The 18113-nt window shown below is 73.8% G+C and carries 16 protein-coding genes and 1 riboswitch; of the genes, 8 read left to right on the top strand and 8 right to left on the bottom strand.

The window, feature by feature from the left end; genetic code table 11:
• Positions 1 to 40: 40 nt before the first annotated feature.
• Positions 41 to 1183 carry a glycosyltransferase family 4 protein gene (locus tag ACFYVL_RS23420; RefSeq protein ID WP_389247827.1) on the bottom strand — a complete coding sequence of 381 codons (1143 nt, stop codon included), beginning with the start codon at positions 1181 to 1183 and terminating at the stop codon, positions 41 to 43.
• Positions 1184 to 1356: 173 nt separating this feature from the next.
• Here ACFYVL_RS23420 and ACFYVL_RS23415 point away from each other — a divergent pair, with 173 nt between their 5' ends.
• A complete protein-coding gene (locus tag ACFYVL_RS23415) occupies positions 1357 to 2676 on the top strand; it encodes a glycosyltransferase 87 family protein (protein WP_389247825.1) in 1320 nt (439 codons plus the stop codon).
• On the opposite strand, the gene ACFYVL_RS23410 is transcribed toward ACFYVL_RS23415, so the two are convergent.
• The 5 genes from ACFYVL_RS23410 to ACFYVL_RS23390 form a co-directional block, all read right to left on the bottom strand.
• Positions 2652 to 3896: a hypothetical protein gene (locus ACFYVL_RS23410; protein ID WP_389247823.1), complete on the bottom strand. Its 1245-nt coding sequence runs from the start codon at positions 3894 to 3896 to the stop codon at positions 2652 to 2654. The genes ACFYVL_RS23415 and ACFYVL_RS23410 overlap by 25 nt on opposite strands.
• A gap of 74 nt (positions 3897 to 3970) precedes the next feature.
• Entirely contained in the window at positions 3971 to 4999 is a 1029-nt protein-coding gene (locus ACFYVL_RS23405) for an NlpC/P60 family protein (RefSeq protein ID WP_389247821.1), read from the bottom strand.
• Positions 5000 to 5295: 296 nt separating this feature from the next.
• Positions 5296 to 6339 (bottom strand): NlpC/P60 family protein, encoded by a 1044-nt coding sequence (locus ACFYVL_RS23400; protein ID WP_389247819.1) that lies wholly within the window; start codon positions 6337 to 6339, stop codon positions 5296 to 5298.
• A 279-nt stretch (positions 6340 to 6618) separates the two neighbouring features.
• Positions 6619 to 7980: an NYN domain-containing protein gene (locus ACFYVL_RS23395; RefSeq protein WP_389248219.1), complete on the bottom strand. Its 1362-nt coding sequence runs from the start codon at positions 7978 to 7980 to the stop codon at positions 6619 to 6621.
• 74 nt (positions 7981 to 8054) lie between these two features.
• Positions 8055 to 8300, bottom strand: a complete 246-nt coding sequence (locus ACFYVL_RS23390; RefSeq protein WP_389247817.1) for a hypothetical protein — start codon at positions 8298 to 8300, stop codon at positions 8055 to 8057.
• Between the two features lie 199 nt (positions 8301 to 8499).
• On the opposite strand from ACFYVL_RS23390, the gene ACFYVL_RS23385 reads away from it, so the two are divergent.
• The 7 genes from ACFYVL_RS23385 (at position 8500) to ACFYVL_RS23355 (ending at position 15076) form a co-directional block, all read left to right on the top strand.
• Positions 8500 to 9243, top strand: a complete 744-nt coding sequence (locus ACFYVL_RS23385) for a rhomboid family intramembrane serine protease (RefSeq protein WP_389247815.1) — start codon at positions 8500 to 8502, stop codon at positions 9241 to 9243.
• On the top strand, positions 9240 to 9521 hold the full coding sequence (locus ACFYVL_RS23380) for an Lrp/AsnC family transcriptional regulator (protein WP_189821770.1): 282 nt from the start codon (positions 9240 to 9242) through the stop codon (positions 9519 to 9521). The genes ACFYVL_RS23385 and ACFYVL_RS23380 overlap by 4 nt, the downstream gene beginning before the upstream one ends.
• Before the next feature lie 111 nt (positions 9522 to 9632).
• On the top strand, positions 9633 to 9962 hold the full coding sequence (locus ACFYVL_RS23375; protein ID WP_389247813.1) for a small hydrophilic protein: 330 nt from the start codon (positions 9633 to 9635) through the stop codon (positions 9960 to 9962).
• Between the two features lie 88 nt (positions 9963 to 10050).
• Positions 10051 to 11538, top strand: a complete 1488-nt coding sequence (locus ACFYVL_RS23370) for a sensor histidine kinase (protein ID WP_389248217.1) — start codon at positions 10051 to 10053, stop codon at positions 11536 to 11538.
• On the top strand, positions 11535 to 12194 hold the full coding sequence (locus tag ACFYVL_RS23365; protein WP_389247811.1) for a response regulator transcription factor: 660 nt from the start codon (positions 11535 to 11537) through the stop codon (positions 12192 to 12194). The genes ACFYVL_RS23370 and ACFYVL_RS23365 overlap by 4 nt, the downstream gene beginning before the upstream one ends.
• 210 nt (positions 12195 to 12404) lie before the next feature.
• Complete coding sequence (locus tag ACFYVL_RS23360; RefSeq protein WP_389248215.1) at positions 12405 to 13802, top strand: SLC13 family permease; 1398 nt, start codon at positions 12405 to 12407, stop codon at positions 13800 to 13802.
• Positions 13803 to 13828: 26 nt separating this feature from the next.
• On the top strand, positions 13829 to 15076 hold the full coding sequence (locus ACFYVL_RS23355; protein WP_389247809.1) for a glycerate kinase: 1248 nt from the start codon (positions 13829 to 13831) through the stop codon (positions 15074 to 15076).
• On the opposite strand, the gene ACFYVL_RS23350 is transcribed toward ACFYVL_RS23355, so the two are convergent.
• Positions 15037 to 16509 carry an aminotransferase class V-fold PLP-dependent enzyme gene (locus tag ACFYVL_RS23350; protein ID WP_389247807.1) on the bottom strand — a complete coding sequence of 491 codons (1473 nt, stop codon included), beginning with the start codon at positions 16507 to 16509 and terminating at the stop codon, positions 15037 to 15039. The two genes, ACFYVL_RS23355 and ACFYVL_RS23350, sit on opposite strands and share 40 nt — an antisense overlap.
• Before the next feature lie 233 nt (positions 16510 to 16742).
• A riboswitch (SAM riboswitch) is annotated at positions 16743 to 16860 on the bottom strand.
• Between the two features lie 96 nt (positions 16861 to 16956).
• Positions 16957 to 18021 (bottom strand): anthranilate phosphoribosyltransferase, encoded by a 1065-nt coding sequence (gene trpD, locus ACFYVL_RS23345; protein WP_389247805.1) that lies wholly within the window; start codon positions 18019 to 18021, stop codon positions 16957 to 16959.
• Positions 18022 to 18113 lie beyond the last annotated feature (92 nt).

Here is an 18113-nt window from a genome sequence, read left to right as displayed (position 1 = left end):
GTCTCCGGGAGACCGCCCCGCACCCGTACGTCTCTTCGGCCTAGAGCAGCGCTTCGAGCTTCTCCGCGAGCAGGTCCCAGCGCCACTTCTCCTCGACCCACTCGCGCCCCCGTGCACCCATTCGCGCACGCAGCTCGGGATCGTTCAACAAGGTGACGATCCGGTCCGCGGCCTCCACCGGACTGCCGCCGCGCACCACCCATCCGGTCTCCCCGTCCAGGACCGCGTCGGGCGCGCCCCCGGAGTCGCCGGCCACCACGGGCAGTCCGGTCGCGGACGCCTCCAGGTAGACGATGCCGAGCCCCTCCACGTCGAGTCCGCCCCGGCGGGTGCGGCACGGCATGGCGAAGACGTCGCCCGCCCCGTAGTGCGCGGGCAGCTCCGCCCAGGGCACCGCCCCGGTGAAGCGCACCGAGTCCGCGACGCCGGTGGTCGCGGCCAGTGCGCGCAGGTCCTTCTCGTACGGTCCGCCGCCCACGATCAGCAGCACCGCGTCCGGCACCTCGCGCAGGATCCGCGGCATCGCCTCGATCAGGGTGTCCTGCCCCTTGCGCGGCACCAGCCGGGACACGCACACCACCACGGGCCGCTCGCTCAGCCCGAGCCGGGCCCGCACCTCCTCGCCGCCGGAGCCGGGGTGGAAGGTCTTCTCGTCGACGCCGGGCGGCAGCTGGACCATCCGCCCCGCCGCCCCGGGGCCCAGAGCGGTGGCGATCCGGGAGCGGGTGTACTCGCCCAGGTAGGTGATCGTGTCGGTGCCCTCGCCGATCCGGCCCAGCAGCTGCCGGGCGGCGGGGAGCTGGGCCCAGCCCGCCTCGTGCCCGTGGGTGGTGGCGACCAGCCTGCGGGCGCCCGCGCGGCGCAGCGCCGGGGCCATCAGCCCGAGCGGCGCGGCGGCCCCGAACCACACCGAGGTGCAGCCGTGCTCGCGCAGCAGCCCGGTGGCCCTGCGGGTGACCCGGGGCGTCGGCAGCAGCATCGTCGTGCGGTCGCGCACCACGCGAAAGGGCTGCTCGGCGTCGAACGCGGCGGTGGCCTCGGCCCCTTCCCGCCCGCGCTTCCAGGTGGAGGCGTAGACGACGATCCGCTCGGGGTCCAGCCGCAGCGCCATGTTGTGCAGGAACGCCTGGATGCCGCCGGGGCGGGGCGGGAAGTCATTGGTCACGATCAAGGTCTTGTCCATCGCGACCGACAGTACCGGGCGGCCCCGCGCCGTCGCCGTGGCGCGTCCGGGCACTGCATCATGTCCCTTCGGCCGTCGGGGCCGCACCATGAGGACGGCACCGTCGCACCGGCGCGTGCGGACGGCGCCGCGAGGGCCCGGACAGGACTGTGGGGAACCGAACGAGGATGGTCATGACACGAGCGAGCGGCCCCGGACACCCGATGCGCGTCCCGGCCCTGCCCGTCGCGGTGTGGGTGCTGACCCGCACCCTGCTGCTGCTGTGCGTCCTGCGGGTGCTGGCCTTCCCCGGCCCGGACGTCACCAGCGACGTCTCGGTCATCTACCAGGGCTGGTACGAGGTCCTGCGGACCGGCACCTTCCCACTCGACGACATCACCTGGCAGTACCCGCCGGCCGCCGCTCTCGCGGTGCTCTCCCCCGGCCTGCTGCCGTTCCTGGAGTACCCGGCCGCCTTCTTCGTCCTGGCGTTCCTGGCCGACGCTGTGGTCACGGGGCTGCTGCTGTACGCGGGGCGGCGGCCGGGCAAGCGGCCGGCCGGGGCCTGGGTCTGGATCGCCGGGCTCGCGCTGCTCGGCCCGACGTCGTACGCCCGCTACGACGTGATGGTGACCGGTGTCGCGGTCGCGGCGCTGCTGGCGGGGGCCCGCAGGCCGCGCGTGATGGGGGCGCTGGCAGCCCTGGGGGCGATGCTGAAGGTCTGGCCGGGGCTGCTGCTCGCGGGGACGGCACGCGGGCGCACGACGCGCGGCGCGTGGTCGGCGTTCGTGCTGACGGCGCTCGGGCTCGCGGTGCTGTTCGCGGCGTCGATGCCGGGGGCGTTCGCGTTCCTGACCTTCCAGCGGGACCGGGGCACCGAGGTGGAGTCGCTGGGCGCGCTGGTCTTCCACGTGGCCCGGCACTTCGGCTGGGAGGGCGAGGTGCTGCTGAACTACGGCTCGGTGGAGTTCCTCGGCCCGTACGTGCCGCTGGTGAGCGCGCTGGCGATGGGACTCACGGTGCTGGCCTTCGGGTGGCTGCTGGTGTGGCGGCTGCGGGCCCGGGTGTTCACCGCGTCGACGGCGGGCGACGCGGCGTTCACGGCGGTGCTGCTGTTCACCACGACGAGCCGGGTGATCAGCCCGCAGTACATGCTGTGGCTGGTCGGGCTCGCGGCGGTCTGCCTGGTGTTCCGGGGCAGCCGGATGGACCGGGCCGCGCACCTGGTGCTGGCCGCGACGTTCGTCACCTGTCTCGAATTCCCGCTGTGGTTCTCGCACGTGGTGGCCGGCGACGCGCTCGGGCTGAGCCTGCTGTTCGTACGGAACGGACTGCTGGTCGCGGCGACGGTGGTGGCGTGCCGCACCCTGTGGCGGAGCACGGCCGGCGCCGCCGCGGCCACCCTGGGCTCGCTGCCCGCGCAGCGGCACGTGCCCGCGCGCGGCACGGAGGCGCAGGCCGGCGACGCGGCCGGGGCCGCCGGGCCGGGTCAGCCGAGTTCGTCCCGCACGTAACCGCGCCACCGCGCGGTGAAGTCCGCGGGGGTGGTACCGAGCGTGTCGTTCAGCGCGCTCTCCACCGCCCCCTCGCGCTGCGGATGGGCGCCGACGGCACGATAGAACGCGAGGAGCGTCCTTTCGTCCCATCGTTCAACAATCATCCGGCAGGCCAGCCAGCCGCCCTCGTACGCCCCGGCCAGCCGGTCCGCGTCCCCGGCGAAGCGGAAGTCCTCGTCGGCGGGCAGCTCGTCGGGCACGCCCTCCTTGCGGACGGTGGCCCGCAGTTCGGGTGCGATCCTGGCGGCGGCGCGGTCGCTCTCCCGGTAGGCCACCCAGTCGGCGAAGCCCTCGGACAGCCACATCGGAGTGGCCGCGGTGGTTCCGGTCCGGGTCGCCACATGGGTCGTCTCGTGGGTGAGCACCACCTGCTGCCCGGCCGCCCCGAGCACGTCGTACGCCTCGGGGTTGACGATCACCCGGTCCGCCGAGGTCCGTTTCCCGGCGGCGCTCGCACCGGTGGTGACGGCGGCGATGCCCCGGTAGCCGGCGGCCGGTTCGCCGAGCAGCGCGCCCATCCCGCTCAGCGAGGGCGGCACCAGGAGCACCACGCGCAGCCCCGGTTCGGCGGGCCACGCGCGCGCGACGGCGGCCACCGCGGTGTCGGCCAGCTCCCCGATGCCGCGCAGCCGCGCCCGGTCCTGGCCCGCCCCCAGGACGAGGGAGCGCCGCCCGCGCACCGCGGTCACCGGGCCCTGCTGCCAGATCTCCTGCGCGCCGCTCCTGGCGGGCCGGTCCCCGGCGACGTACCAGCGCCCCTCGTGCCGGCGCAGGTCGACGCGGCGGGCGGTGACGGCGGGCACCGTGTCGTAGCCCTCGACCCGCAGTGCCAGGTCCACGCGAGCGGTGGCCGCGGCGTCCCCGGTCCGGTCGAGCCCGCGCACCCGGTACTCCCAGGACTTCAGCTCGACTCCCGCGAGGTTGTCGAACTCCTGCTCCTGGGCGGTCCGCAGGCCCTGCGCGCCGGGTTCCAGCACCGCCAGGAAGCCCTCCAGGTCCCGGCCGAGCAGGGCGGTGGCCCGCCGCTCCAGGAGCCGCCGCACATCACGGGCGGCGGTGTCGGACGGCTTGGCCGGGACCGTGCAGGACAGACCGGGCAGCCCGCCCAGTCCCAGCCCCAGGCCGAGTCCGAGCACCGCCCGCCGCCCGTACCGCGCACCGCCGTCACGACCTTCCATCCGGCGATCGTACGGCGGCGTGATCAGCTCCGTACCCGACTCGGGCACGCCGGGGCCGGGGCGCGCGGCCGGGTTCAGACCCGGGTGACGGACGAGATGGGCATCATCCCGACCGGGTCGTAGCGCACCGGCGCGCCCGGGTAGGGGGCGTGCACGACCTGCCCGTTGCCCATGTACATCCCGATGTGGCTGGCGTCGTCGCGGTAGGCGACCAGGTCGCCGGGCTGCGCCTGGTCCAGCGCGACCTGGCGGCCCGCGTAGCGCTGGGCCTGCGAGGTGCGCGGCAGGGAGACTCCGGCCTGGCCGTAGCTCCACTGCATCAGGCCGGAGCAGTCGAAGGAGGACGGGCCGCTGGCACCCCAGACGTAGGGCTTGCCGACGGCGTTCCTGGCGGCGAGGACCGCGGCCGCGGCGCGCGAGGAGGAGGGCATGGCCCCGGACATCTCCGGCATGTCCTCGCGTCCGCTGCGCGAGCCGCGGTCGAACTCGGCGCGCTCGCGGGTGGAGAGCGCGTTGAGCATCCGGCGGGCCTCGGCGAGCTTGCCCTCGACGGTGCGCTTGTGGCGCGAGACGACGACCCGGTTGCGCTCCAGCTCCGTCAGCTTGCGGCCGGCCTCGACCCGCTCCTGGCCCAGTTTCCGCAGGGCCTCGGTGAGTTCGTGCAGCCGGCCGGTGTGCAGGGCGCTGACCCGGCCGAGGGCGGCGGCCTTGTCGAGGTAGCTGTCCGGGTCCTCCGACAGCAGCAGCGACATGGCGGGATCCATGCCGCCCGACCGGTACTGGGCACCCGCCAGCTGTCCGAGGACGCCGCGCATCCGGTTGATCCGCTCCTGGCCCCTGGCGGTGCGGTCGCGGGCCTGGCCGACCTCCTTGCGCAGTGTCGCGGCGCGTTCGTTGGCCCGGTTGAACTGCTCGGTGGCCTGCTCGGCCTGTTCGAAGAGCCGGTCGACGGTGGCCTTGGTCGCCGTGGGCGTGCCCGCCGGGTCGGCGCTGGCCGGCGTGGCCCCGAGGGCCGCCGCGGCGGTCGCCGCGGCTGCGGACAGGACGGTGACCCGGGTGCTCTGTGTGAGCCCGGACTGCGAGGGACGACGGTGTGACGCCACGGGTAGCCGCACTCCTTCCACTGCTGGGTAGGCAGCACCCTGCCGCCCGGGGCGGGCGGACTGCCGGACGGGAGCTGCGCGCCAGACAGTAGCGGGACGGTCACGCACCGGCCAAAGACCCGGGCACTCGAACACCGTGTGAACAGCACGAAGCCCCGCCGGTGACCAGGTCACCGGCGGGGCGTGAAGTCAGTGCGGGGCGCCGCGATTCGCCCGATCGGGCGGTGTGTTCAGTGGCGGCGTCCGGGTATCGGGGGCGCGCCGCTCAGCCGTCGGCGCGCCTCGGAGGGCCGGGGTCAGCCGCCGACACGCACGCCGAACTGGAACGGGCCGAGGTACTTCATGTCCTCGATGCGCACGTTGGCACCCGGCTTGGGGGCGTGCAGCGACATGCCGTTGCCCGCGTAGAAGCCGACGTGCTGGAGGTTGTTGAAGAAGACCAGGTCGCCGGGGCGCAGTTCGCTCCGGTTGTAGATCTTCCGGCCGGCGCTCTCCTGCGTGTACGTGCTGCCGCCGACGGTCACGTTGACCTGCTGGAACGCCCAGTAGACGAGGCCGGAGCAGTCGAACGCGTTGGGACCCTTGTTGCCCCAGTCGTACGGCGCGCCTATCTTCGTCCGGGCCGCGGCCATGGCGGCGGCGCCGATGCCGGAGGCGGGGGTCTCGTTGCCGAGGTCGACGCGTCCGCCGTCGCCGCCGCCGGCCCGGTTGGCCCGCTCCTCCTCGGCGGCCATCGCGTCGCGCTCGGCCTTGGTGAGGGTGTTGAGCAGGGTCTGCGCCTCGGCGAGCTTGCCCTGGACGAACTTCTTCTTCTCGCCCAGCTCCTTGCGCACGGCGGCCAGGTCGGCGAGCTTGCCGGTGGCCTCCTCGCGCTGCTGGGCGAGGGTGCGCTGCTTGGCCTGGATCTTGCGCAGCGACTCGGCCTGCTTGGCGGTCAGCTGGTTCATCGCGGCGGCGCGGTCCAGGAACTGGTCCGGCTCGGAGGAGAGGAAGAGCTGCAGCGAGGGGTCGACGGCGCCGGTGCGGTACTGGGCGGTGGCCAGCGCACCGAGCCCCTTGCGCATCTGGTTGAGCTCGCCCTGACCCCGTGCGGCCTTGTCCTGGAGGCCCTTGACCTGCTTCTCCAGGGTCTCCTGCTTCTCCTTCGCCGCGTTGTACTTCTCGGTCGCGCCCTCCGCGTCCTCGTGCAGCGCGTCGACCTTCGCCTTGACTTCCTTCTTGTCCGGCTTGGGCGCGGCGTTGGCCGCCTGCGAGCTGAGGGCCACGGCTGCGGTGGCGGCGAGGGAGAGCACGGTCACACGCGTGCGGCTCGGGTTCTTGGGACGACGGTGGGACGCCACGGAGGCGAGCTCCTTCTTCCTCGAACCACCTACCGGTCAGCGGTTGGCGGCGACCTCGCCGATACTCCGGGTGAGTGATCAACCGTGCGAAGGTTCGAGCCCAGACCCTAGTGACCTTCCTGTGATCAGTTCAAATCCTCACAGGAAAAATCTCGCCCGTGGGACACATAATTTCCACGCGTCACACAGCGCGTCACCGGGAGTTGACGGAGCGCCATACGGATTTAGTCCCAATCCGGGCAATAGCCGCATCAGTTGGATATCGCCCCGTCTTCTCCGTCAGGCGCGCGAAAGCCGCTTCAGCAGCATCGCCGAAGCGACCGGTCTGGCGCCGGACTTCGCGACTCCGTCCGCGACCTCGCGGTCCGTGGAGACCACCACCACCGGCCGCCCCGGCGGCTCCGCCCGGACCAGCTGACGGATCAGCTCGTCGGCCGTCACCCCCGCCTTGCTGAACAGCACCCGCACCCCGCGCGGCGGCGCGAGCAGCACCGGAGCGGCCAGCTCCGCACCGTCGAAGACGCAGGTCACCTCGGCCCCCGAGGCGGCGGCCAGCATGGAGAGCCCGCCGAGCAGCCGCAGCCGCTGCTTCTCCAGCGGCATCGTCGGATAGCCGGTCTTGGTGACGTTGTAGCCGTCGACCACCAAGTGCGCCTGGGGCAGCGCGAGCAGCTGGTCAAGGACGGCCGGATCGGTGTCGGACAGGGCCCTGGCCGCGATGTCCTTGGGCGACATCCGCCCCGGCTCGACCGCGTCCACGCTGTCCGCGGGCCGCCCCGCCGACGGCGGCAGCGCGAGTTCCCTGCGCAGCCCCTGGGCCGCTTCGAGCACGGTGTCCAGAAGCAGGCGCAGGCGCATGTCCTCGACACTGCGCCCCTCGCGCACCGCCCTGCGCCCCGCCTCGACGGACGCCTCGGCCTCGCCCAGCCGGGCCCGCAGCCGCCGCGACTCGGCCTCCGCGGACGCCACCTGGGCAGCCGCCTCGGACCTGATGCCGTCGATCTCGGCCTGCGTCCTGCGCAGCGCGGCCTCCCCGCGCTTGACGTCGCTGAGCGCGCCGCGCAGCTTGCGCTGGGCGGCGTCGGACTCCCTGCGGACGGTGTCCAGCTCGCCGCGCAGCCGCTCGGTCTCCGCCTTGGTGCGCTCCTTGGCCTCCGCCAACTCGGCCCGCAGCTGCTCCAGTTCGCGCTGGACGGCCTCGTCGGCGCGCTCCGCGCCGGCCCGCTCGGCCTCCTCGCCCGCGGCGGCCACCAGCTTCACCCAGCCGACCGGGCGCAGCACGTAGGCCGCCGCCGCCACGTCGACGGGATCGGCGGCGGCGGGCGGCGACCCGGCCTCCAGCGCGCCGGCCAGCTCGGGCTGCGCCTCGCGCAGCCGCTCACCGATGCGCTGCCGGAAGACCGGGTCGCTCTCCAGCGCGGCGGCCATCGCGTTGCCCGCGAACTTGGCGCGTCTGGTCGGGGTGAACCGGGCGTACTGCCTCAGCTGGGCCGGAAGTTCGGCGACCGTGAGGCCGCCGAACGCGTCCGAGACCAGCGTCACGACCCGGCGCCGCACCCCTTCGGGCAACGGGCGGTCGAGCACCTCTGCGGCGTCGTCGGCCGAGCCGGCCGGTTCCGCGCCGCTCGCAGGCTCCACAATCCGTCACCCCACTACCTTCGTGCCCTCATGGGCACTGCCCTGCCGGGCCGCTGTCCCGGGCCCCGTCGGGGCCCTCAGGACTCGGCGTCCGGCCTGTCCACCAGTTCGATCTGATCCACCGCGTTGCACCAGCGGCAACGCACCGACTCGATGGTCTCACTGACCACCTCGCGTTCCTCGACCTTCGATTCCCCGGCCAGGTCGAGGTGGACGTACTCCACGACCTTCGACGAGCGGGTCACGTCGAAGCGTGTGAGGTTGCCACAGAGCGTGCAGCGCCACCGGGTACCGGCCGTGGGCAGGGGAACCGTCGTCGTCATGCGTACCGTCCTCTTCGTCGTATCCGTGCGTGTCGCACGGGTGTCGTACGTCGTTGCCGCGGTGCGCCGTCGAACTGCGGATACCCTGCGCGCAACCCTACGGCCTTACCGCTACCCCGTGCCGGGGGCGGCCGACCCTTGAGACCCGGTACGGCGAGGCGGCCTCCCCCGTCGCACCCCTTGCGTCATGCTCGAACCCATGATCAAGGTCACGGCCAAGGACTTGGCGGCCCGGTGGCAGTCCCTCGGGCACGCCCCGGTCGTGACGTACGCCCTGATCGCCCTGTGCTGCGTGGCCTTCCTGCTCGGCCCCGCCTCCGGCTTCGTCCCCGCGTACGGCACCGGCGACGCCCTGCTCGCCGCGCAGAACGACTACTTCGAGCGCTGGGGCGTGGTCCCCGAGGAACTGACCGGCTTCGCCCCGCACTCCCTGCTCACCCCGCTCACCGCCCTGTTCGTGCACGGCAACTGGCTTCACCTGCTGGGCAACATGCTCTTCCTGTACGTGTTCGGGGCGATGACCGAGGAGCGGCTGGGCCGGCTGCACTTCCTGCTCTTCTACCTCGTCACCGGCTACCTCGCGCTCGTCGTGTACGCCCTGGCCCACTCCTCCTCCCAGGAGACCCTGGTCGGGGCCTCGGGGGCGATCTCGGCGGTGCTCGGCGCGTTCCTGCGGCTCTTCCCGCACGCGCGGGTGACCAGCCTCTTCCCCTTCCTGCTGTTCCTGCCGCTGCGCTTCCCGGCGTGGATCGTGCTGATCTTCTGGTTCGTGCTCCAGTGGCTGGCCGCGCAGGGGCTGGGCACCGGGGCCGGGGTCGCGTACCTGGCGCACGTGGTGGGCTTCGCGGGCGGCTTCCTCTACGCGTGGGCGCGCTACCCCCGTACGACTAGAGTGAGGGCCGCAGCAGCGCCACCGGCCACCGAGGGAGAAAGCCAGCCGTGATCACCGCGATCGTGCTCATCAAGACCAGCGTGGACCGGATCCCCGAGATCGCCGAGTCGATCGCCGCGCTGGACAGCGTCAGCGAGGTCTTCTCGGTCACCGGTACGTACGACCTGATCGCCATGGTGCGGGTCGGCCGGCACGACGACCTGGCGGACATCATTCCGGGCTCCATCAGCAAGATCCCCGGCGTCGAGGGCACGGACACGCACGTCGCCTTCCGCACCTACTCGCAGCACGACCTGGAAGCGGCCTTCGCCATCGGCCTCGACGGCTGAGAACGGCGCCCGCGGCACCGGCCGCCCCGCCCGCGCGCCCGGTGCCGTCCATGAAGGGTTCTTCATGCGGCCCTCATGTGCGGGGCGCGGGGCGGCTGCCAGGCTGGCCGCATGGCCTTCTCCCACCGCTTGGCGACCCTCGCGGCCGTCGTCGCGATACCGCTGGGCATCGCGGCGACGAGCTACGCGCTGACCGACGCCCCCCACGCTCCCGAGGTGCCGCCCAGGGTCGAACTCACCGGCGGGCCCGGCAGGACGACGGACCGCCCCGCCGCTCCGCCCTCCTCTCCCGCGCCCGACTCCCCCTCCGCCGCGCCCTCGGGTGCGCCGACCGGCGACTCGGTCGTACCGGGGCCCAGCCCGCGGGGCGACGACGACGATGACGACCCGGACGAGCGGCCCGGCCCCCCGGGGAACTCCCCCGGTGACGACGCCCACTGACGCCGCGGCGCCCGGCGCCCCGGGCGGCGGGCCGCGCGGCCCGCGGATCTCGGCCCGGGTCCGCATCCTGCTGTGGCTGCTGCTGGTGATGGCGGTGGCGCTGGCCGCCGTCGCGACGACCACCCGGTCTCTGCTGCTGCGCGACGTGGACAGCCGGATCGGGCAGTTGCTGACCCAGGAGACCCGGGAGTTCGCCAACTTCGTGGCCCAGGGCGTCGACCCGGACACCGGCGGACGCTTCACCGACACCCACCGCCTCCTGGAAGTCTTCCTGCAACGCCAGTACTCCGACCCGGACGAGGAACTCCTCGGTCTGCTGCGCACCGACGGGCCCCGCCCGCGCGTCGTGCGCCAGCCCCGCGACTTCCCGCCGGGCACCGCGCTGCACCAGGACTCCGGGGCCCTGATCGAGATCTTCGGCTCCGGGGCGGCCAGCGGCACCCTGGAGCGGGGCGACGGGGCGGGGCGCTCCGGCGGAGCGGTGGCCTGGGCGAAGGTGCCGATCGCCGGGCCCACCCAGGGCGCCTTCGTGGTCGTCGTGCACACCGAGCGCGAACGGGCCGTCGCCGACAAGACGTTCCGCATCCTGCTGGCCATCTCCGGGGTGGCGCTGCTGATGTCGACCGGCATCGGCTGGGCGGTCGCGGGCCGGATACTCGCCCCGGTCCGGCTGGTGCGCACCACCGCGGCGCAGCTCACCGAGCAGGACCTCACCCGGCGCATCCCGGTCGAGGGCAGGGACGACATCGCCGCCCTCGCCGCGACGTTCAACGCGATGCTGGACCGGCTGGAGCGGGCGTTCGCCGCGCAGCGCGAGTTCGTGGACGACGCGGGCCACGAACTGCGCACCCCCATCACGATCGTGCGCGGCCACCTGGAGCTGATGGGCGAGGACCCCGCGGAACGCGAGGAGACTCTCCGGCTGGTCACCGACGAACTCGACCGGATGAGCCGCATGGTGGAGGACCTGCTGCTGCTCGCCAAGGCGGAGCGGCCCGACTTCGTCACCCCCGAGCCGGTCCAGCTCGCGGAGCTGACGGCCGACGTGTTCGTGAAGGCGCGCACGCTCGGCGACCGCGACTGGGTCCTGGCCGAGGTCGCCGACCGGGAGGTCCGCCTGGACCCGCAGCGGATCACCCAGGCCATGGTGCAGCTCGCCCAGAACGCGGTGCAGCACACCGCGCGCGGCAGCCGCGTGGCGATCGGCTCCCGGACACGGACGCCGCCCGGCGGCCAGGAGCAGGCCGCCCCGATCGAGCTGTACGTCTCCGACAGCGGGCCCGGGGTGCCGCCCCGGGACGCCGCCGTTATCTTCGAACGCTTCCGCCGCGGCAGCGCTCGGCGCGGCTCCCGCAGCACGGGGGCGGGCCTCGGCCTCGCCATCGTGAAGGCCATCGCGGAGGGCCACCGGGGGCGCGTCGAGCTGAGCGCTGGCACCGCGGGACCGGAGTACGGGGGCGCCGCGGGCCCGGAGTACGGCGGCTCACCCGTCGCGGGTCCCGGCGCCACCTTCACCCTCGTACTGGATCCAGGGCCCGCGACGGCCGTACCGGAAGGGACACCTCCCGCCTCATGAACCGCATCCTCATCGTCGAGGACGAGGAGCGCATCGCGTCCTTCGTCGAGAAGGGCCTGCGCGCCAACGGCTTCACGACGACGGTCGCCTGCGACGGCGACACCGCGTACGACTACGCCTGCACGGGCGGCTTCGACCTGGTGCTGCTCGACATCGGTCTGCCGGGCCGGGACGGCTTCACGGTCCTGCGCGCGCTGCGCGAGGCCCGGGTGAGCGCACCGGTCATCGTGCTCACGGCCCGCGACTCGGTACGGGACACGGTGGCCGGGCTGGAGGGCGGGGCCGACGACTGGATGACCAAGCCGTTCCGCTTCGAGGAACTGCTGGCCCGGGTCCGGCTCCGGCTGCGCACGGCGGCCCGCGTCCCGGAGGTCACGGTGCTGCGCAGCGGCGACCTCTCGCTGGACCTGCGCACCCGCCGGGCACGGTCGGCGGACCGGACGGTGGATCTGACGGCCCGTGAGTTCGTGCTCCTGGAACTCTTCCTGCGCCACCCCGGACAGGTCCTCTCGCGCGAACAGATCCTCTCCCACGTCTGGGGCTACGACTTCGACCCCGGCTCGAACATCGTGGACGTCTACGTCCGCGCCCTCCGCAAGAAGCTGGGCCCCGGACTGGTCGAAACGGTCCGCGGCATGGGCTACCGCCTCCCCTAGCTCCCCCTCCGGACCCGCCCTGGCTCCCCCGGGCTCGCAAACCGCCCCTCGCCGCACGCCGGATGAAGCCCCCTTCATCCGTGCCTCACGCCCCGCTCACCCCGCCCGGTCACGCTCGACCACGTGACCCCGACCGCCCGCGTCCCCGACCGGGCCCCCGCCCCGCCGCCCGCCCGGCCCCGGTTCGCCCCGAGGCCCCACCAGTACGCCGTGCTCGGCCTCGCCCTCGCGCTCTGCACGCTGCTGCTCCTGCCGGATCTCCTCCCGCCGCTGTCCACCGACGCGCGGATCACCCTCCTGGTGTTCACCCTCGCCACCGCCGCGTGGATCGCCACCCCGGTCGACGACACGTACATCGCGCTCGGGGCGGGGCTCGCGCTGACCGTGACCGGGGTGATCGGCAGCGAGACCCTGTTCGGGACGCTCGGCGACGCGACGGTGTGGCTGCTGATCTGCGCCTTCGTCCTGGCCGCCGCGGTGGCCAGGACCGGCCTGGCGGGGCGGGCCGCCGCCTTCCTGGTCAGCGGGGCCCGTACGGTGCGTCAGCTCGTCCATCTGTCCACCGCCGCCCTGGTCGTCACCGCGTTCGCCGTCCCCGCGACCTCGGGCCGGGCCGCGCTCGCGCTCCCCGTGTTCCTCGCGCTGGCCAGGGCGCTGGCGGACCGGCGCCGGGTGGTCGTCATGCTGGCCCTGCTCTTCCCCACGGTGATCCTGCTGTCCGCCGTGGCCACCCTGATCGGCGCGGGCGCGCACCTGATCACCGTGTCGGTCCTCTTCGAGGCGACCGGGCAGCGCATCGGCTTCACCCAGTGGCTGCTGCTCGGCCTGCCCCTGGCGGCCGTCTCCAGCCACCTCGCCGCCGAGGCCGTCCTGCTCACCACCACCCGCCGCGCCGACCGCGCCGGGCCCGTGCGGATCACCGCCGCGCAGGTCCAGCGGCACAGCGACCGCCCCGTGACCGGCGCCCTGACCTCCGCCGAGGCGCGCTGCGCCGCGCTGCTGGGGACGGTGGTGCTGCTCTGGTGCAGCGAGCCGCTGCACCAGGTGCCGCCCGCGGTGGTCGCGCTGATCGGTGCGGTGGTGGCCGCGTCGCCCGCACTGGGCACCGTACGGCTGAAGGAGGCGCTGGGCACCGTGCCGTGGTCGCTGCTGCTGTTCATGGCGGCGACGACGGCGATGGGCGTGGCGCTCGCCGAATCGGGGGCGGCCCGCTGGCTGATGGCGCGGCTGCCGCTGACCGGGGTCCCGCCGTGGGCGTTCCTGGGCGCCGTGGTCGCCGTCAGTACGGTGGCGCACCTGATCCTCCAGTCCCGTTCGGCGCGCTCCAGCGTGCTCGTGCCGCTCGTGGTGGCGGCGGCGGCCGGCGTCGGGGTGAACCCGGTGGCCGCCGCCCTCGCGTCCACCGCCGCGGCCGGGTTCTGCCACACCCTTCCGGCGTCCGCGAAGCCGGTGACGCTCTACGCCGACCTGCCGGACACCCCGACGTACACCCCGCGCGACCTGCTGCGGCTGTCCGCAGTGCTGGCGCCGTTGACCGCCCTGACGGTCCTGTTCTTCGCCCTCGCCGTGTGGCCGCTGCTCGGCGTGCCCGTCCTGCTGCCCCGCTGACCGCCCCGCCAGTCCCAGGAGTTCTCGTGCCGGTACGTCATGTCGCCATCGCCCCCAGCGGTTTCAAGGAGTCGCTGTCCGCCGAGGCCGCCGCGGAGGCCATCGCCGCCGGGGTCCGCAGGGTCCTGCCCGCAGCCGTGCTCGATCTGATCCCGCTGGTCGACGGCGGCGAGGGCACCGCCCGCACCCTCGCGGCGGCCACACCGGGGGCCCGGGTGGTGAACCTGAGCGCCACCGGTCCCACGGGCCGCCGCGTGCCGGCCCACTTCGCCCTCCTGGACCCGGGCACCGCCGTGGTCGAGATGGCCGCCGTCGCGGGCCTGTCGCTGGTGCCGCGCACCCGGCGCGACCCCGGTGCCACCACGACGTACGGTGTGGGCGAACTGGTCCGCGCCGCCCTCGACGCGGGTGCGCGCCGCATCCTGGTCGGCTGCGGGGACTCCGGCACGTCCGACGGCGGCGCGGGGGCGCTCCAGGCCCTCGGCGCCCGGCTGCTGGACTCCGAAGGACGCGAACTCCCCTACGGTGGGAGGCACTTGACGGCTCTCGACAGGGTGGACCCGTCGGGCCTGGACCCCCGGCTGGCCCGTACCGAGCTGCGCGTCGCCTGCAATCCGCACAACGTCCTGTGCGGCCCGCAGGGCGTCGCCCGAATCTTCGGCCCGCAGAAGGGGGCGACCCCTGCCCAGGTCGAGGAGCTCTCCGCCGCGCTCGACCGCTGGGCCCGCGTCCTCGACCGCGACCTCGCCCGCACCACCCCCGCGGGCACCGATCTGCGCCGTGGTCTTGGCACCGGCGCGTCCGGCGGTCTGGGCGCGGGGCTCGCCGCGCTGGGCGCCCGGCTGCTCCCCCGCTTCGACGTGCTGCTGGACCACCTCGACCTGGACGCCCGGCTGGCCCGCGCCGATCTGGTGGTCACCGCGGAGGGCGCCCTGGACCGGCAGACACCGCGCGGCAAGGTCCCGGCCGAAGTGGCGCGCCGGGCCAAGCTGCTGAACCGGCCGGTGCTCGTCCTGGCGGGCACCCTGGGCGACGGCGCGCACGAGATCAGGGCCGTGGGCGCGGACGCCTACAGCGGGATCCTGCCCGCCCCGATCGCGCTGGCCGAGGCGCTGGGCCGCGGCGGCGAGTTCCTCACGGACGCGACCGAGCGGGCCCTGCGGATGATCCAGCTGGGGGCGCGCACCGCCCGTACCTCACCGCTCCGGCCGCCGCACCCGGTGTCCCGGGCACCTCAGACCGCCGGGACGCAACGCCCGCCCTCGGTGCGGTAGTTCCACTGCGCGCCGTTGGCGACGAGTTCCCCCACCGCCGTCACGAACCGCTCGACGTGCTCGTCGGGGGTGCCCGCGCCGAAGCTGACCCGGATCGCGTTGAGCGAGCGCTCGCCCGGCTCGGCCTCCGGGGCGCCGCACTCGCCCACCTCCTGCGGGTCGCTGCCGAGCAGGGTGCGCACCAGCGGGTGGGCGCAGAAGAGGCCGTCGCGGACGCCGATCCCGTACTCGGCGGAGAGGGCGGCGGCGAAGTGCGAGCTGTTCCAGCCCTCCACCACGAAGGAGATGACGCCGACCCGGGGCGCTTCGTCGCCGAACAGCGAGAGCACCTTGACGGCGGGCACCCGGGCGAGCCCCTCCCGCACCCGGCGCACCAGGGACTGCTCCCGCTCCACCAGGGAGTCGAAGCCCGCCTCGGTGAGCGCCCGGCAGGCGGAGGCGATGGAGTAGACGCCGATGACGTTGGGCGATCCGGCCTCGTGGCGGGCGGCGGTGGTGTGCCACTCGACGTCCACCCCGCCGTCGGTGCGCCGGGCGACCTTCTTGGAGGCGCCGCCGCCGGCCAGGTACGGCTCGGCTTCCTGGAGCCAGTCGGCGCGTCCGGCGAGCACGCCGGAGCCGAAGGGCGCGTACAGCTTGTGGCCCGAGAAGGCGACCCAGTCCACGTCCAGCTCCTTGACGGAGACGGGGTGGTGGGGGGCCAGCTGGGCGGCGTCGAGGACGATCCGCGCCCCGTGGGCGTGCGCGACGGCGGCCAGCTCCTTCACCGGCCAGATCTCCCCGGTGACGTTGGAGGCACCGGTCACGCAGACGAGGGCCGGACCGGTGGGGCCTCCCGTGCTCGAACGAAGCCGAGAGCTTGAGGAAGGATCGCGGTCGGCGAGGGCGCGCTCCAGGATCGCGACGGCCTGGGCGGGGGTGCGCGGCGCGTTGAGGTAGTGGACGTCGGCGTCCTGCCAGGGCAGCAGCGAGGCGTGGTGCTCGGTCTCGAAGACGAACACCTGGCAGCCGGCGGGCAGTACGGCCGAGAGCAGGTTCAGCGAGTCGGTGGTGGAGCGGGTGAAGACGACCTGGTCGTCGTCCCGGCAGTCCAGGAACTCGTGGACGGTGGTGCGGCTGTTCTCGAACAGGTCCGTGGAGAGCTGCGAGAGGTACCCGGCGCCGCGGTGCACGCTGCCGTAGTACGGGGCGTACGCCGCCACGTCGTCCCACACCCGCTGGAGCGCCGGGGCGCTGGCCGCGTAGTCGAGGGCCGCGTAGGTGACCTCGCCACCGGTCACCAGCGGCACGGCCACGTCCCGCCCGAGGACGGGCAGCGGCGCCGCGCAGCAGGGGTCGGCGGACTCACCGGAAACGGCGGCCGGGGCGGGGGCCGGCGCGGCGGAGGAGGCGGTGGCGGCAGTGGCGGTGGTGGCGACGGGCGATGCGGGCATGACGAAACTCCTGGTGAGGCGGAATGGCTTCAGTGGTGCCCGTACCAATGCTGACGAAAGCTCAGATGCCTTGCCGGGTACGGGAGTTGCCTCGACGCTCCGGACACACGGGTCCGGTGCGGAGGTGAAGGTGGAACGGGGCCGAGCGGCCCTATCGCATTCGCTTGCTCACGAGACTGCTCCCTTGAGGACCAGGACCCCAGGGGCGCGCCACTCCGACAGGAGTGCGCAGGGGTCCGCGCTTGCCGTAGACCTCGCTGCCTACGACCTGGTCTTCACCCGGGGCACCCCGCCACGGACGGAGGGTTGCCGGACAGCGGGCCGGGGCCGTAGTCGCTGTCACTCATGACCTGTGCAGCATCTTGCCACACGATCAACGACGCGCAAGAGCGCAGTCCGCGTATCGAGACATCCGGACTGCGCTCTGCGTCACACGTCGAAGGGGTTTCAGGAGTTGCTGGCCGCCACCCAGCGCTCCAGCGCCTTGAGCGCGCTCCCGGAGTCGAGGGACTCGCGGGCCCGTTCGATCCCGGCGGCGATCTCCTCGTTCAACGATCCTCCACCGGGATTGAGGGCGACGAGGGCGGCTGCCGTGTTGAGCAGGACGGCGTCGCGCACGGGCCCCTCCTCACCGGCCAGCAGCCTGCGGGCCACCTCCGCGTTGTACGAGGCGTCGGCGCCCCGCAGCGCCTCGACGGGGACGATGTCCAGGCCCACGTCCCGCGGGTCGAAGGCCTCCTCGCGCACGGTGCCCCCGCGCACGATCCACACCCGTGAGGTCGCGGTGGTGGTCAGCTCGTCGAGACCGTCGTCGCCGCGGAAGACCAGCGCGGAGTTCCCCCGCTCGGCCAGCACGCCGGCCACGATCGGCGCCATCCGCGCGTCGGCGACCCCGACGGCCTGCGCGCGCACCTGGGCCGGGTTGGTGAGCGGGCCCAGGATGTTGAAGGTGGTCTGCGCGCCGAGCTCCTTGCGGGCCTTGGCGGCGTACCGCAGCGCCGGGTGGAACTTCACCGCGAAGCAGAAGGTGATGCCCGCCTCCTCGGCGACCTCCGCCACCCGCCGCGGCGTCAGGTCCAGATTGACGCCGAGCTTCTCCAGGACGTCCGAGGAGCCGCTCGCGGAGGACGCGGCCCGGTTGCCGTGCTTGACGACCTTGGCGCCGGTGCCCGCGATGACGACCGCGGACATGGTGGAGATGTTGACGGTCTTGGCGAGGTCGCCGCCGGTGCCGACGATGTCGACGCTGGGGCCGGGCACCTCGATGGTGCGTGCGTGCGTGTACATCGCCCGCACCAGGCCGGTCACTTCCTCCACCGTCTCGCCCTTGGCGCGCAGGGCGACCGCGAAGCCGGCGATCTGGGCGTCGGTCGCCTCGCCGCTCATGATGCGGTCCATGGCCCAGGCGGTGTCGTCCGCGCCGAGGTGCTCGCCGCGCAGCAGGGGGTTGAGGATGCCCGGCCAGCTACGGGCCGCCACGCTGTCGCCGCCTACCGGGGTCACAACGTTCATGGTCCGCTCCAGGGTCCACAGCCGAAAAAGGGATGCCCCCTCCAGGGGGTGCCCTCACCCTATCCAGGCCCGGGGACGGCGAAGAGCCCCGT

The sequence above is a fragment of the Streptomyces sp. NPDC004111 genome (genome assembly GCF_042874215.1).
Lineage (GTDB): Bacteria > Actinomycetota > Actinomycetes > Streptomycetales > Streptomycetaceae > Streptomyces.
The sequence above is the reverse complement of the archived record's forward strand: the minus strand, read 5'-3'. Positions and strand labels throughout refer to the sequence as shown.

Bases quoted from the DNA above. Each gene is read 5' to 3' on its own strand.
- ACFYVL_RS23350 (WP_389247807.1), bottom strand. From the start codon at position 16,509: ATGCCCGCATCGCCCGTCGCCACCACCGCCACTGCCGCCACCGCCTCC.
- ACFYVL_RS23415 (WP_389247825.1), top strand. From the start codon at position 1,357: ATGACACGAGCGAGCGGCCCCGGACACCCGATGCGCGTCCCGGCCCTG.
- ACFYVL_RS23365 (WP_389247811.1), top strand. From the start codon at position 11,535: ATGAACCGCATCCTCATCGTCGAGGACGAGGAGCGCATCGCGTCCTTC.
- ACFYVL_RS23375 (WP_389247813.1), top strand. From the start codon at position 9,633: ATGGCCTTCTCCCACCGCTTGGCGACCCTCGCGGCCGTCGTCGCGATA.
- trpD (WP_389247805.1), bottom strand. From the start codon at position 18,021: ATGAACGTTGTGACCCCGGTAGGCGGCGACAGCGTGGCGGCCCGTAGC.
- ACFYVL_RS23410 (WP_389247823.1), bottom strand. From the start codon at position 3,896: ATGGAAGGTCGTGACGGCGGTGCGCGGTACGGGCGGCGGGCGGTGCTC.
- ACFYVL_RS23385 (WP_389247815.1), top strand. From the start codon at position 8,500: ATGATCAAGGTCACGGCCAAGGACTTGGCGGCCCGGTGGCAGTCCCTC.
- ACFYVL_RS23370 (WP_389248217.1), top strand. From the start codon at position 10,051: ATGGCGGTGGCGCTGGCCGCCGTCGCGACGACCACCCGGTCTCTGCTG.
- ACFYVL_RS23420 (WP_389247827.1), bottom strand. From the start codon at position 1,183: ATGGACAAGACCTTGATCGTGACCAATGACTTCCCGCCCCGCCCCGGC.
- ACFYVL_RS23390 (WP_389247817.1), bottom strand. From the start codon at position 8,300: ATGACGACGACGGTTCCCCTGCCCACGGCCGGTACCCGGTGGCGCTGC.